Below are 13,890 nucleotides of genomic sequence, written 5' to 3'. Positions count from 1 at the left end.
GCGATCTCTTGTACTGCGTCTATAGCGGAATAAGATGAAATCGTTTGATTTTTTTACTAAAAAGCGACGGAGAAAATGGCTTGGATAATGTATCGGTTTGCTGCCTCCTGTATTAGCCGTGTTTTATGGTATTAAAAGTGATATGGCTGCCCGGATGAGTACTATGGTAGGAGATAAGGTTGTTGCCAATTAAGGTCTGTAAATTGTTCATGATATTTTCATATAAGTGTTCATCCTGGGTCAGGTGGGCATTACATAAGCTGACCCAGGTATTTCTGCCGTTATTTTTAGCCTGATATAAGGCAAGGTCTGCCAGGTTTAAGGTTTGCTGCCAACTTAAGGCATTAAAGCTGTTTTTTATAAAGGGGAAGCAGACCAGGCCCATAGAGCAGGTTTTCAGTAATTTTTGCCCGCAACCTATGTCAAACTCTTTTGATACTATCTTAGCCCTGAGTCTTTCGGCTAAGCATTGCTGACCTGTTAATGACAGCCCCCTGGTAATGATGACGAACTCTTCACCGCCCCAACGCACCACCCAGTCTTCTTCCCGGCAGTTTTGTTGCAGCATTTTGGTAAAGCCGACAAGTAACTTGTCTCCGGCGTCATGGCCATAGTTATCATTGACGGCTTTAAAATGGTCTATGTCTATCATCATGATGCCAAAGTAACCCCGTTTCCCCAAATGCCGTTTATATTTTCGTTTAAACTGGTTAATTTCCTGGGGCATAAACTTATCCAAAAAATGCCGGTTGTAGGCACCGGTTAGTTGATCGCTCAAACTGAGCTGTTCTAACGCGTGTAATGCCTGGCTGAGTTCTTCATTTTTCTGGTGCAACTCCTGGGTTCTTTCGGCAACTAATTTTTCCAAGTGGGTTGAATACTTGAATAATTGTTGCCGCATTTGAAAGGCTTCAACGCCTCTTTTTACCGTGAGGGACAATTCCCCCGGATCAAAAGGCTTGGTCATAAATTTGTAGATCTCAGCCTTGTTAATGGAATCAATAACGACCTGGGTGTCAGAGTAAGCCGATAGTATGATGCGAATAGTATCCGGTATTTTATCTGCAACCAGCTTCAGGAACTCAACACCGGACATTTTCGGCATTCTTTGATCGCTGATGATCAGTTGTATTTTGCCGGCATCGCCCATATTGTTGATGATTTGTATCGCTTCATAACCACTGAGTGCGGTGATGACCTGGAAGTCAGCGGCCAATAACTGGCGCATTACATTAAGGTTTTCAGCTTCATCATCAACCAGCATGATCAGGGGCTTTTCCGGAGGGCGGCTTGATTTGGAAGGAATATTTTTCATATCAAAAATAGGCATGCATCACTCCTGCGCCTGATATTATTTACCTTAAGCTATAGGCAAATATATGGATACTTTTGTTCCCTCATCTATAGTATAAGCTACCTTGACAGTACCTCCGTGTGCTTCAATTGTGCCGAATGAAATTGCCATGGCCAACCCTGTATCTCGCTGACAGCTTTCGTGCTGAAAAACGGGGTAAATATTTTCCTGAGTCACTTCGTCCGTCCCGCAGCCATTTTCTATCAAGCTCATGATTAACTTACACTTATTTTCGGCTGAGGTAACGGCAAATTCTCCTGTTAAGTGGTTGCTTTTTATTTACTCGTTGCTATCGCCTGACAAGCATTTACGACAATGTTCATAAATACTTGACTAAGTTTGTCAGGAAAGCAAGTTAACAAGGGGAAGGAAGGTAAAATCTTATTTTATGGTGATGTCATTTTATAGGCTGCTAACCCGTTTAGCGGTTGATTTTATTAAATTAGAGCTCCGGATAGCCTTTGATTTGCTACTGAGCCAGGGAGAGAATGAACGCCTGTATCGGGATCGGGTGTTGGCATATTGAGAGGAATCCCGTTTGCTTGTCGGCGTCTGGTGTATTTTGTTACTGGCCCGGTCTTATGAAATACGCACGGGATTGCATGCGTCATTGAGTATGAATATCGTTAAACTTTAAGCTGCTTTGCGCTAATGATGTTTTGTAGGCAATGGCATTGTTTTCAATTAAGGTTTTTAAGTTGCTCAGGATATTGTCATAGAAGCCATCATGGTAGCTGATTTCTCTTGCAAACAAACTCACCCAGGCATTTCTGCCGTTGTTTTTGGCCAGGTATAAGGCAATATCTGCCAAGTTGAGGGTTTGCTGCCAACTTAAGGCGTCAAATTGATTTTTGATAAAAGGAAAAGATACTATCCCCATGGAGCAGGTTCTTAACATACGTTGTTCGCACCCCAAATCAAATTCATGTAATTCAACGTTTTGCCTGATCCTTTCCGCCAGGTGATGCAGTCCGTCGAAAGAGAGTCCGCGGGCGATAATCACAAACTCTTCACCGCCCCAGCGCACTATCCAATCGGATGTCCTGCAAGTGGCTTTGAGAATTTGGCTAAAGCCGATAAGTACCTTGTCTCCGGCATCATGGCCATAGGTATCGTTGACCTGTTTAAAATAGTCGATGTCGAGCATCATCATGCCAAAGTAACCGTCATCCTTGGGGTCTACCTGATGCTCCCGCCTGAACTTTGTCAGCTCCTGCGGCATTAATTTTTGCAGGAAGTGCCTGTTGTGGGTGCCGGTTAATTGATCATTGAGGCTACGCGCTTCCAAGGTGTTTAATGCCTGAACCAGCTCTCGGTTTTTCCTTTTTAATTCTTCTGTTCTTTTTATGACCAACTTTTCTAAATGACTGGAGTAGGCGAGTAGTTTTTGCCGCATTTGAAAGGCTTCAATGCCTCTTTTTACCGTTAACAACAGTTCAACCGGATCAAAAGGTTTGGTGATAAATTTATAGATATTAGCCTTGTTGACCGAGTCGATAATGACTTGGGTGTCAGAGAAGGCGGTTAAAATAATCCGTATGGTGTCCGGTATTTTATCGGATACTTTCTCTAAGAATTCAACGCCGGTCATTTTCGGCATTCTCTGGTCGCTGATGATCAGCTGGATTTTACCCGGATCTGCCATGTTATCTATGATATCAATTGCTTCGCTGCCATTGAGCCCGGTGATGACTTGAAAGTTGGCGGCTAATAACTGGCTGAGGACATTGATGTTTTCAATTTCATCATCCACCAGCATGATCAGGGGTTTTTCGCCGGTACCGTCTGCTTTATCCGGTACATTTTTGGTATCAAAAACAGCCATACGCAACTCCTGCGCCTTTAAATGTTATGTTTCATCTAAAGGCAAATAAATAGATATGCTTGTTCCCTCATCGATAGTAGAAGCTACCTTGATCGTACCTCCGTGTTCTTCAATAATGCCGAACGAAATTGCCATGCCCAACCCGGTACCGCTGCCGACATCTTTGGTGGTGAAAAACGGGTCAAAGATTTTCTTCTGAGTCATTTCATCCATGCCGCAGCCGTTATCTTGAAAGGTTAGCTTTAGCTGATGATAATCCTCGTTTAAGGTGATGGTTAATTTCCCTGCTAAATTGTTATTTTTGCGTGTATTTGTCTCTATCGCCTGGCAAGCGTTGACAGCAATGTTCATAAATACTTGACTAAGTTTTGCCGGAAAGCAAGTTATTAGCGGGTCGCAAATAAAGTTTGTTGTGATGTCTATTTCGGTATATTGGGTACTGACCAGGTTAAGGGTTGATTTAATTAAGGTAGACAGATAAATCTGTTCCTTTTGCGTGTCATCGAGGCGGGAAAATGATCTGAGATCACTGACGATCACTTTAATACGTTTCGTTCCCTCTCTGGCGGTATTGGTTAATTCAATTAATTTGGTAAATTTATTCTCAAGCGCAGCTATGACCTCGGGGTCGGCATCATCGCCGCCGGCAAGCTGCTTTAAGAAGGCCATTATTTCTTTTATTTCATCCTGCATCAGATACACCGCGGCATAGGCAAAATTATTGGGGTTGTTGATCTCGTGTGCGACTCCCGCCGTTAATGTGCCGATGGAGGCTAATTTTTCCGACTGTACCAGCTGTTGCTGGGTAGATTTTAGCTCCGAGTGCTGGCTGGCTAGTTTCTGAAAGGCTTCGATGAGCTCACCGCTGCGTTCATTGATTTTGCGCTCCAGTCCCTGGTTCATTTCTATTTTTTCAATCGTTAATGATAAAAAATGTGCCAGGGTATCAATGAAGGCCAGATATTCCTCACTGAGCACTGAGGTATCTATATCCTGTATTGAGATCACGCCCCGTAACTCTTCCCCCTGGCGGACAATCAAGTCAAGCTGGGTGTCTGTCAAACAGTACCCTGTTTCCGGCTGGATATCTGTGGGTAAGGTGGGGCTTTCGGAAAGTGTTTTGTTGAAAAGCAACTCGCTGCTGTTCATGGTATTGACTTGAGCCAGGTCATTATCAAGAGGCTCGGCGGTGGATGAGGGACAGAATGAGATAAAAGCTTCCTTATCTCCGGCATCGATATCTTGATAGACGATGTTGATTTTCGGAAAATGGCTGAAAGGGATTTCCTGCAACAGGGTATTAGTGGTGAGCAGCATAGCCGATTTTTTATCACTGACTTCACCCAGTGCCTTGGTATTTTCCAATATGGTCGTTAATCTGTGATTGGAAAGCTTGAGCTCGGTCGATAAATTCGATAACTCTTCGTTACGTGCTGTTAATTGCTGCGCTTTGTCGACTATCTCCTGTTTGGCGCCGTTTAATTTCTCGATCATGGCATTAAAGGCTTCTTCTAGTATTTTCAGCTCATTGCGCCCCTTAGTGTCGATAACGATTTCTAAATTATCCAGTTTGTCTAAATCGACTTGCTGTGTCGCCTCGGTTAATGACGCCAGTGGACGGCTGAGCAGCTTTCTTGAAATGATCAGGAATAAAACCCATAAGGCGATGGTTTTAATAATGGCGTTGATGATGATATAGAAAAAACCCCATTTGACTTTCTCAACGACAACGCCGGAGCTTGAGTATATGGTGGCCTGGCCCAGAGTGACGGTTTCTCCTTTATTGATATGTTTTATTGTAAATGAGTGCTGAAATAATCCGGAGAAATGCGAATAGCCCAAAACAGGTTGTTGGTTTCCTTTTGAATCGAAGTCGATGATTTGTCCATTTTTATTGATAATGCGCCCTTTACCTGAAATATTTCCCCATTCATCTTCGAGCTTGATGCCTTCAACGTCCGGGGACTCAACCATGCCTAAAAAGACCGGTTGCAGCTGTTCGGTATTATAGTCCCATAATGCTTTGGCGAGTCCGGGTTCAAAGGTATTGCCGATCACAACCAATTCATTTTTTACTTTTTCTTTAGTATCGGAAAATTCCACATAGATGTGGGCAAGGGTTACGGCAACGGTCAGCACAAGATAGAAGGAAAAGACAACTTTAAGCAGGTGTGTTGCGATAGAGTCTTTGACGTCAACCAGGGATGGAGGCTTCATACCGCCTCCTCATACATTGAAATTGACATTCAACTTAAAACTTTTATTCGCCACCTCTATAATCCACCGCATGTTATGACCGGATGTTCTTTTTTATGGCGGAGAAAAAGATCGCCATATCCAGTGTTATTTTTACTTTAAGTAACAGTATAACTTTAGTTTCACTTTTTATCGTGGCATCACGAAATGCAATGTTATCGGTTATTTGCTTGAAATATTGCGCTTGCATGATTTGCTCAGATCCCACCGTGTTATTGAACCTAGTTGTAGTCATAGGAGAAACTTACACCAAAAGTTCTCGGCCTGTTAGTGGTAATACGGGTGACAAAATCCTGGTTGTTGATAAATAGATCGGCACGTTTATCGGTTAAATTATCCCCATAGAGCTTCACCGACCAGTTATCTTTTTTCACACCGAGGGAAAAATTAATGATGGTATAGCTGTTTTGACGTTTTCGTTCCTGGGAAACAACTGAGCTCCATGACTTGCCGGCATACTGGAGGCCAAGCTGCCAGCTGGCTTCATACTCCCCCTGCTGCCAATAATAATTAGTACGGATATTGGCCTGCACTTTAGGGGTTAAGGGTAACTCACTGCCGGTAGGGGCTATTTCAATGATGCGCGCTTTGACATCGGTCAGCTCGGTATGGTTATAGGATAAGGCGCTGTGAACGGTTAAGTTTTCATTGATATCCCAGGCTAGGTCCATTTCGGCGCCAAATATTTCGGCATTGGCGGCATTTTCAATAAAGGTCAGTCTGGAGACATTGATGGGATCAAACCGGGACACCTGCATATTCTCCCATTCGATAAAGTAGATATTACCGTTAAAGAGCAGCTGGCGCTCGAATGATAAAGTTTTCCAGCCAAGTTCATAGTTATAGACATCATCAGATTCATAGGTGAGGTTAATGTCGGGAAAGTCCGGATTAAAGGAGCTGAATCCCCCGGTGCGGTTAAAACCGCCGGGCCTGAACCCTTCGGCATAGGTGAGGTAATAAAGGCTGTTTTTATCCCTTTGGTAACTTAAACTGATTTTAGGAATGATGCCGTCGGCTTCAAGCGGGTCTTCGCTGTGCCCGCCGGAGACATCATAGTCGCGTCCGCGATCGGTATTTTGTGAGCCCTGGAAGATGCCGTCGCCGAAATTACTGGAGCCGGTAAAATCTGATTCAATATCATACCAGCGCAGCCCCAGGGTCAGACTGAGCTGCTGTGAAAAGTCATATTTGAGTTCGCCAAATAGTGCAATTTGCTCTTCTGTGCGGGTGATATCATTAAAAAAGGTGATATTGGCGGCGCGGGTATTGTCATTGATGTTATTTGCCGCGGCTATTGGTGCATTCGGGGCAAAGCCGAGTTCGGTCGCCGCTGCATACCACCATTCGTCCTGGGTTTTTATTTCAAAGTCATCATAGAAAATGCCGGCGATGGCGCTTAATGTCTCCTTTGGATCTGTGGCAATCCTAAATTCATGGGTGAGCCTGCGATGTTGCTGTATACCGATAAAACCTTTGCTGGGATCTTTACATTCGCGCACCGGGGTAATGACGTCGGGAGAAATGCCATACGTAGCGATATAATCCGGGTTGGTATAGGTACAGGTGTAATAGGCAATAAAGGCACCCGAGTTATTATAACTGGTAAAATCTGATAATTGATCTATATCGCGATCCAGATAGGCACCGGTATAGAGCAATTCAAGGCGGTTAAGCCTGCCTTCAAGCGTCCACGAGGTTTGTGAAAATTCATCTTCTAAGTTATCCGGATAAAAGCGGGCAACTTCAAGATCGCCAATGTCGGGATCGTAATCAAAGACCCCGTCAGCATCAATTTTTTGCCCGGCATGTTGCACTAGTAACCGCCAGTTGTCATTAATCTTATAATTGAGCCCCAACCTGAACCCGGTATAAGCGCTGGAGTTAAAATCATCTTCGACAAACGCCTGGTTGTTGATGGTTTCAAAGGTTGAGTTGTCCGGCACATTGGCAGCGGAGTCGGGATTAATGGACGGATCTAAGGTAAACTCGCCATAAACGTTATCTATGTAACCGCCCCGGTTGACGTTATAAAGGGCTGCCCTTAGCGCCAACTGTTCATTGACCGGCAGGTTGAGATAACCTTCAATGGTGTTGCTGCTCTCTCCCTTGTGGGTGTCGGCAAGTGAGACATTAAAGCCGGCGGAAAAATCATCAAAAACCGGTTTGTTGGTGATATAGCGAATAGTACCTGCCTGAGAGCTGGCGCCAAACAAGGTTCCTTGCGGGCCCGGTAAGACTTCAATACGTGAGATATCGGTGGCGTAAACATCCATATTACGTCCCGGTGCCGTGACCGGCTGTTCATCTATATATAAGGCGACATTTGGCATCACCCCCTGGGCGCCGGAAATCCTGAAGACGATAGGTTGGATCGCCATGCCCCGGATAAAGATATCCGCTTGTCCCGGCCCGCGCCCCCCTAAGGTGACGTTGGGCATATAATTGACAAAATCGTCAAAATTACCGATATTTTGCGCTTTTAATGCCTCGCCACTCATCGCATGTACCGCGATAGGGGTCTCTTGGATATTCTGGCGACGTTTGCTTGCGGTGACGATAATAGTTTCTATTTCATCATCGTCGGCCTGGGAAGAGGTTTGCATTGATTCTTGGGCTAAGGAGTGACTGACAACACCTGTGGCGAGTGCATATAAAATAGCCTGGCAAACCAGGTTTCTTTTAAACATAGTGACTTACCTAATGTGTTTGCTATGTGGCTAACAGCCTATAGTCCTGGTATTTTCCCTGCTGTTAGAGCTTACCTTATGCCAATGCAAAACGTTGGAAAATAGTGATAAGTATAGTCACTTTATATGAAAACAAATCAGCTGTCTCAATGTATTGATTTTTAAGCACTAAACCTTGATGCTTATTTTGTTGTCATCCGGTTTATGCGGGTTTTCAGCGCTTTTTCCGGTACCTGCATTATACGTATTACTGATTTTTATGTTGATATGCTGTCTATCAGCTATTTTTTTGAAGTGTTTAATTGCCTGCTTTTTACCTACAATTGAATTAACCGGGTGAAAACCATGCTATGGCCAGGTGAATAAGCGCATGAAGCATATAACAAGTTTGTTGCTCCTGTGGCTGCTATTAGTTTCGCTCACTGCTGCTAAAGGCTTCACACAGGAAACCATTCGTATTGCGACCGGGGAATATCCGCCATTTTATTCTGAAAATGCCAGAAACTACGGGCACGTTCTTCATCTTGTCAGTGAGGCATTTGCGCAAATGAATATTAAAGTGGAATATGGTTTTTTCCCCTGGAACAGGAGCTTAGCGCTGGCTAAACATAATAGCTGGGATGCTACTTGTTGCTGGCTTAAAGACCCTGTGAAGCAGCAATATTTTTATTTTTCGGATGTCGTTTACTCAACTGAGGTGGTCTTCTTCCATTTAAAAAGTTATCCGTTCGATTGGCGCAGTTATGATGACTTAACCGGCATAGAGATAGGGACTACGGTTCGATATCGTTACGGTGGAGTATTTGTCGATGCCGATCACGCGGGTAAGCTGTCGCTGGAAATTGCGGCAACAGATGAAATTAATTTTAGGAAGTTATTAGGCGGGAGAATAAAAATTTTTCCCATTAGCCGCAAGGTAGGGTATACACTACTCGCCGACTTGTTTAATGTCGAAGAAACTGATTTGATCACCCACCACCCTAAAGTACTTGTGAGCAACATTTCCAGGTTGCTGGTATCCGAGAAAAACCCTAAAAGTCAATATTTCATTGAAATGTTTAATAAAGGCTTGAAGATGCTTAAAGCAAGCGGCGAGTATGAGAAATATTTCATAGAAGCTAAGTTTGACGACTATATCAGTCAATAAAACTTCAGGCAAGCTTTCAGGCAAACAGGATCACTTTGAGTGAATTACAATGAAGGTGGTGATGAAAATACAAGACTTTTTTCTTGGCTTATTAATGGCTTTGTCAGCAGCTTTTAATAGTTTGGCACAAGAAACCATTCGTATTACGACCGGGGAATACCCGCCATATTATTCTCAAAAGCTCACAAATTATGGACCCATCCCGGATATTGTGATCCAAGCCTTTGCTCATGCCAATATCAAGGTCGAGTTTGGTTTTTTCCCCTGGAGCAGGAGTTTGGAACTGGCCAAAAGTAATCACTGGGATGCAAGCTGCTGCTGGTTTGATACTTCACAGTGGTATGAATATTTTAATTACTCAGACGTGCTGGTATCACGAGATAAAATCTTTTTTCATTTAAAAAGCTATCCGTTTGACTGGCAATCTTATGAGGATCTAAAAGGCATCAAAATAGGTGCTACGGCCAGACATGCCTATGGTGAAAAGTTTGCTGCGGCAAATAAAACGGGCAAATTATTGATAGAAGATGCACCGACTAATGCAATGAATTTAAAAAAGCTATTTGCCGGGCGCATCAATATTTTTCCAATCGAGCGCCAGGTGGGATATCAGTTATTAGCTGATTTATTTACACCCGAAGAAACTCAGTTGTTCACCCATCATCCTAAAATACTCTTTTCCGGTCGGGTAAGATTGCTGATATCTAAGAAAAATCCCAAGAGTCAATATTTTATGAAAAAGTTCAATCAGGGCTTAAAAATGCTTAAAGAAAGTGGCGAATATGAGCAACTTTTTATTAAAGCACGGCAAGGGGACAAATAAGCAAGAAATAGCGTGCTAGAGCTCGTGTATTACAATAACTAGTATGATGAAAAAGTTATTGCCGTCACTTTGTTTGTTCATTGCGTCTGTAGGACCTCTTAGTTGTCTCGCTCAGGAAGTCATTCGCATTACGACCGGAGAATTTCCGCCGTATTATTCTCAGCGCTATGAAAATTACGGACCGACTCCTGCCATTGTCGCTCAGGCATTTGCTCATGTGAATATCAAGGTAGAATTTGGCTTTTTTCCCTGGAACAGGAGCCTGGAGCTGGCTAAAAACAATATTTGGGATGCTACTTGCTGTTGGTTTGAGACGCCGGGCTGGGAGGCGGATTTTTATTACTCGGATGCAGTGAGATCAAGAGAAAAAATATTCTTTCATCTAAAAAGCTATCCGTTTAACTGGCAATCCTTTGATGATTTAAAAGGTTTAAGGATAGGGACTACGGTTAAATACTCTTACGGAGCAGCATTTGATGCGGCAAATAAAGCGGGAAAATTACTGATAGAACAAGCGCCGACGAATGAAATGAACTTAAAGAAATTACTGGTCGGGCGCATTGATATTTTTCCCATTGATCGTTTGATGGGATACCAATTATTAGCCGACCTTTTTAAGCCTGAAAAAATTCAGTTGATTACCCACCATCCGAAAATTCTTTTCTCTGATAGCGTGAGGCTGTTGGTATCGAAAAAGAATCCCAGGAATCAATATTTCATTGATAAGTTCAATCTGGGCCTCAAAAGGCTTAAAGAAAGTGCTGATTATGAGCCTTTTTTTATAAGGGAGCAGCAAGGTAAAAAAATTAATAAATGAGAGCTGGCTAACAGGAAGTAAAAATGCCGATAAGCAGGCGATAAATATAAACGGTATCATCCCCAAACGCCTGAAAGCATATATTGAATCAGTGAATAAGGCCTTAGCCGCTACAGAATAAGTTTTAGTATATTAGAATGAAACTATGATGAAAAATTACTTATACTCCCTTGGCTTATTCGTTACTGCTATTGGTAGTTTCAATGGTATTGCCCAAGAAACCATCCGTATATCAACCGGGGAGTATCCTCCTGTTTATTCTGAAAAACTGCCAGGTAATGGAAAAATTCTGCATATTGTCAGACAAGCATTTGCGCAAATGGATGTTAAAGTGGAATATGGATTTTTCCCCTGGAGCAGGACGCTCGAATTGGCCAAAAACAATGTCTGGGATGCCACTTGCTGTTGGGGGCTTACCCCTGAGCGAAGTCAATATTTTAGCTATACGGATGAAGTAACGACAAGAGAGTATGTTTTTTATCATTTAAAAAGCTATCCATTTGACTGGCACTCTGTTGATGATTTAACCGGCATAGAAATAGGCATAACCTATAACTATAGTTATGGGCATAAATTGGATAGTGCCGTAAGTGCCGGAAAATTATTGGCAGAATATGCCTCTTCGGATGAAATCAATTTCAGGAAATTATTAGGGGGCCGGATTAAGGTTTTTCCCATCGATCGTAAATTAGGGTCTCAATTACTATCCAGTTTATTCAAACCCGCAGAAGTTCCATTGCTTACCTATCATCCCAAACCTATTGTTTTAACTACTGTAGGGCTTATGGTGTCTAAAACGAGTAAGCAAGTTGATTATATTATTGAAACATTCAATGAAGGGCTAAAACGTTATAAAGCAAGCGGTGAGTATGACCGATATATTGCTGAACTTGAAAGAAGTGAAAATAAAATAAATCAATGAGGTGTCAGCACCCAAGGTGTGCCGGTGAATGACAGTTTTTATGATGAGAAGATTATTATTGCTTATTTACGGCTTCATTGCTTCGCTAGGGGCATTTAATGGTTTTGCACAAGAAACCATTCGAATTGCGACTGGGGAAGATCCGCCCTATAGTTCAGAAAAATATCCGGGGTATGGACAAACCCTTTATATTGTCACTCAAGCATTTGCTCAAATGGATATTAAGGTGGAATACGGTTTTTTCCCCTGGGGCAGAAGCTATGTGCTGGCGAAAGAGAATAACTGGGATGCCACTTGTTGCTGGACAGTTACCCATGAACGAAGTGAATATTTTGATTATACTGACGCCATAAGAAGAACCGACATTGTATTCTTTCACTTAAAAAGCTATTCATTTGACTGGCAGTCAGTTAATGATCTAAAAGATATCGCGATCGGTGCTACGGTGCTATTTACGTATGGAGAAAAATTTGATGCCGAAGCTAAAGAGGGAAAACTCCTGGTGGAATATGCGTCATCTTATCAAATTAATTTTACTAAGTTATTAAGGGGACGAATTCAACTTTTTCCTATGAATCGGGCGATGGGGCTTCAACAAGTGGTCGATTTATTTACAGCGGAGCAGGCGCAATTATTTACTTACCATCCAAAACCTCTCACCTCCTTTACTGTAGGGCTTATGGTCTCGAAGAAACATCATAAAGGACAATATTTCATTGAAATGTTCAATAAGGGGCTAAAAAGACTAAAAGCAAGCGGCAAATATGATCTGCATATTCCTGAAGATTTTAAAAATGAATACCAAGTCAATGAATAAGGTGTTAGTAGCGCTGAACAAGTGCTGATGTATCAGCATGAATATTATTCTGAAGAATTATTGGTAAACCTCCACTTTGTTGAAAAGTCATTTGCCGCCAGAGCTGTTATTTGCGTAATAATAGTACGCTCAATAGCCATATATTTTTCAACAAGCCGGGCGTAAGCTTCTACGTTAATCCGGGTGATAACATCCAACTTTCGCTGATTCCAAATATCCTTTATTTGAGTTGATAAAAACTACATGCGTTTAATGAAAACTTTACAAAAACAAAAGTAAGAAAATGATTTTTTCTTACTTTTGTTTTGAACTCACTTGGTTCTTAATGAATGTCAGACTTTTTTACTAACCATATATCCATGCTTTTGTCAATAGTTTCTTTGGTGTCAATTATAGGGTTGAATTTTAAGTTTAAAATATCTCTCTAGCTTGGCTTGAGTAAATTGGCATAAAACCTGAACTCCGGTGCGGGTGCGCACTTTGTTAATGTGTGCATTCATGATTAATTGCCTGGTTTTAGCCGGGTTAATGAATTATCACCACGGTTGAATTTATCAACTATGACAAAAGAGTAGGTTTTATTATGAGTTATCTACAAGTATTGAAACTGTTTAAAAGTAAGCTTAAAAAGGGACTGGCCATAGTCATCACTACGGCTGGTCTGTTTGCGGCAAGTTCTGCCAATGCGGCTTTGCTCGGGCTTACCCTGGAACCGGCCCCGGATATTTTCTCAAGCTTTATCACTGTTGATTATGATATGGGCACTGAAATGTTGACTGCCGACGGCTTTGCATTGAATTTTTTTGATGGCGCAAATAATGCCATTGCCGGCGGCACCTTTTCATTGAACGCGTCAATTGACAATAGCGGTGTATTAAGCGGCGGTAGTTTTACTATTACCGGTACCACTGCAGGTTTTAACTCGGGGATTTTGTTAACGGGTTTATTGACCGATTTAGGTTTTGATGATTTAGGTGGTGATCCGCTGGAATTTATGGTGGATATTACCGGAGGAGATTTAATGGGCATGTACGGTCCTGTTGGCGGCATCATCATGACAAACACCGGGTTTAACGCCAACCTTTTCACTAACGACTTTTCCAGTGGTTTAATGGCCGCCAGCTCTGATACCGGGGTACCTATGACAGTGCCTGAGCCCGGGGGCCTTTTGCTGTTTGCTGTTGCTTTGATGGGCTTTGTGGCATCAAGGCGCCGTCGTCATTAGCAACGGAGTTTTTA

Annotated in this window: 11 protein-coding genes; 6 read left to right on the top strand and 5 right to left on the bottom strand. The window is 42.5% G+C overall.

Going from position 1 to position 13,890, the window contains the following annotated elements; translation table 11 throughout:
• Window positions 1–112: 112 nt before the first annotated feature.
• The 5 genes from SG35_RS16450 to SG35_RS16435 all read right to left on the bottom strand — a co-directional run bounded on the left by SG35_RS16450 (window position 113) and on the right by SG35_RS16435 (window position 8,125).
• Window positions 113–1,330 carry a GGDEF domain-containing response regulator gene (locus tag SG35_RS16450; RefSeq protein ID WP_044835435.1) on the bottom strand — a complete coding sequence of 406 codons (1,218 nt, stop codon included), beginning with the start codon at window positions 1,328–1,330 and terminating at the stop codon, window positions 113–115.
• 30 nt (window positions 1,331–1,360) lie between these two features.
• Window positions 1,361–1,633 (bottom strand): ATP-binding protein, encoded by a 273-nt coding sequence (locus SG35_RS32115; RefSeq protein WP_420794568.1) that lies wholly within the window; start codon window positions 1,631–1,633, stop codon window positions 1,361–1,363.
• 328 nt (window positions 1,634–1,961) lie between these two features.
• Window positions 1,962–3,179: a diguanylate cyclase gene (locus SG35_RS16445; protein WP_053043375.1), complete on the bottom strand. Its 1,218-nt coding sequence runs from the start codon at window positions 3,177–3,179 to the stop codon at window positions 1,962–1,964.
• A gap of 24 nt (window positions 3,180–3,203) precedes the next feature.
• A complete protein-coding gene (locus SG35_RS16440) occupies window positions 3,204–5,396 on the bottom strand; it encodes a sensor histidine kinase (protein ID WP_044835437.1) in 2,193 nt (730 codons plus the stop codon).
• Between the two features lie 260 nt (window positions 5,397–5,656).
• Entirely contained in the window at window positions 5,657–8,125 is a 2,469-nt protein-coding gene (locus tag SG35_RS16435) for a TonB-dependent receptor (RefSeq protein WP_044835439.1), read from the bottom strand.
• 370 nt (window positions 8,126–8,495) lie between these two features.
• Here SG35_RS16435 and SG35_RS16430 point away from each other — a divergent pair, with 370 nt between their 5' ends.
• The 6 genes from SG35_RS16430 to SG35_RS16405 all read left to right on the top strand — a co-directional run bounded on the left by SG35_RS16430 (window position 8,496) and on the right by SG35_RS16405 (window position 13,876).
• Window positions 8,496–9,272 (top strand): substrate-binding periplasmic protein, encoded by a 777-nt coding sequence (locus SG35_RS16430; RefSeq protein ID WP_044835440.1) that lies wholly within the window; start codon window positions 8,496–8,498, stop codon window positions 9,270–9,272.
• Window positions 9,273–9,333: 61 nt separating this feature from the next.
• A complete protein-coding gene (locus tag SG35_RS16425; protein ID WP_160298386.1) occupies window positions 9,334–10,095 on the top strand; it encodes a substrate-binding periplasmic protein in 762 nt (253 codons plus the stop codon).
• Between the two features lie 43 nt (window positions 10,096–10,138).
• Complete coding sequence (locus tag SG35_RS16420; protein WP_084692957.1) at window positions 10,139–10,912, top strand: substrate-binding periplasmic protein; 774 nt, start codon at window positions 10,139–10,141, stop codon at window positions 10,910–10,912.
• Window positions 10,913–11,057: 145 nt separating this feature from the next.
• Window positions 11,058–11,834 (top strand): substrate-binding periplasmic protein, encoded by a 777-nt coding sequence (locus SG35_RS16415; protein WP_084692958.1) that lies wholly within the window; start codon window positions 11,058–11,060, stop codon window positions 11,832–11,834.
• 28 nt (window positions 11,835–11,862) lie between these two features.
• Complete coding sequence (locus SG35_RS16410) at window positions 11,863–12,651, top strand: substrate-binding periplasmic protein (RefSeq protein ID WP_044835443.1); 789 nt, start codon at window positions 11,863–11,865, stop codon at window positions 12,649–12,651.
• 583 nt (window positions 12,652–13,234) lie between these two features.
• On the top strand, window positions 13,235–13,876 hold the full coding sequence (locus SG35_RS16405) for a PEP-CTERM sorting domain-containing protein (RefSeq protein WP_044835444.1): 642 nt from the start codon (window positions 13,235–13,237) through the stop codon (window positions 13,874–13,876).
• The last annotated feature ends 14 nt before the right edge of the window (window positions 13,877–13,890 follow it).

Source organism: Thalassomonas actiniarum (assembly GCF_000948975.2).
Classification (GTDB): domain Bacteria; phylum Pseudomonadota; class Gammaproteobacteria; order Enterobacterales; family Alteromonadaceae; genus Thalassomonas; species Thalassomonas actiniarum.
The sequence above is the reverse complement of the archived record's forward strand: the minus strand, read 5'-3'. Positions and strand labels throughout refer to the sequence as shown.

Coding starts and splice junctions, on each gene's coding strand:
- SG35_RS16450 (WP_044835435.1), bottom strand. CDS start 1,330: ATGCCTATTTTTGATATGAAAAATATTCCTTCCAAATCAAGCCGCCCT.
- SG35_RS16445 (WP_053043375.1), bottom strand. CDS start 3,179: ATGGCTGTTTTTGATACCAAAAATGTACCGGATAAAGCAGACGGTACC.
- SG35_RS16440 (WP_044835437.1), bottom strand. CDS start 5,396: ATGAAGCCTCCATCCCTGGTTGACGTCAAAGACTCTATCGCAACACAC.
- SG35_RS16435 (WP_044835439.1), bottom strand. CDS start 8,125: ATGTTTAAAAGAAACCTGGTTTGCCAGGCTATTTTATATGCACTCGCC.
- SG35_RS16430 (WP_044835440.1), top strand. CDS start 8,496: ATGAAGCATATAACAAGTTTGTTGCTCCTGTGGCTGCTATTAGTTTCG.
- SG35_RS16425 (WP_160298386.1), top strand. CDS start 9,334: ATGAAAATACAAGACTTTTTTCTTGGCTTATTAATGGCTTTGTCAGCA.
- SG35_RS16420 (WP_084692957.1), top strand. CDS start 10,139: ATGATGAAAAAGTTATTGCCGTCACTTTGTTTGTTCATTGCGTCTGTA.
- SG35_RS16415 (WP_084692958.1), top strand. CDS start 11,058: ATGATGAAAAATTACTTATACTCCCTTGGCTTATTCGTTACTGCTATT.
- SG35_RS16410 (WP_044835443.1), top strand. CDS start 11,863: ATGACAGTTTTTATGATGAGAAGATTATTATTGCTTATTTACGGCTTC.
- SG35_RS16405 (WP_044835444.1), top strand. CDS start 13,235: ATGAGTTATCTACAAGTATTGAAACTGTTTAAAAGTAAGCTTAAAAAG.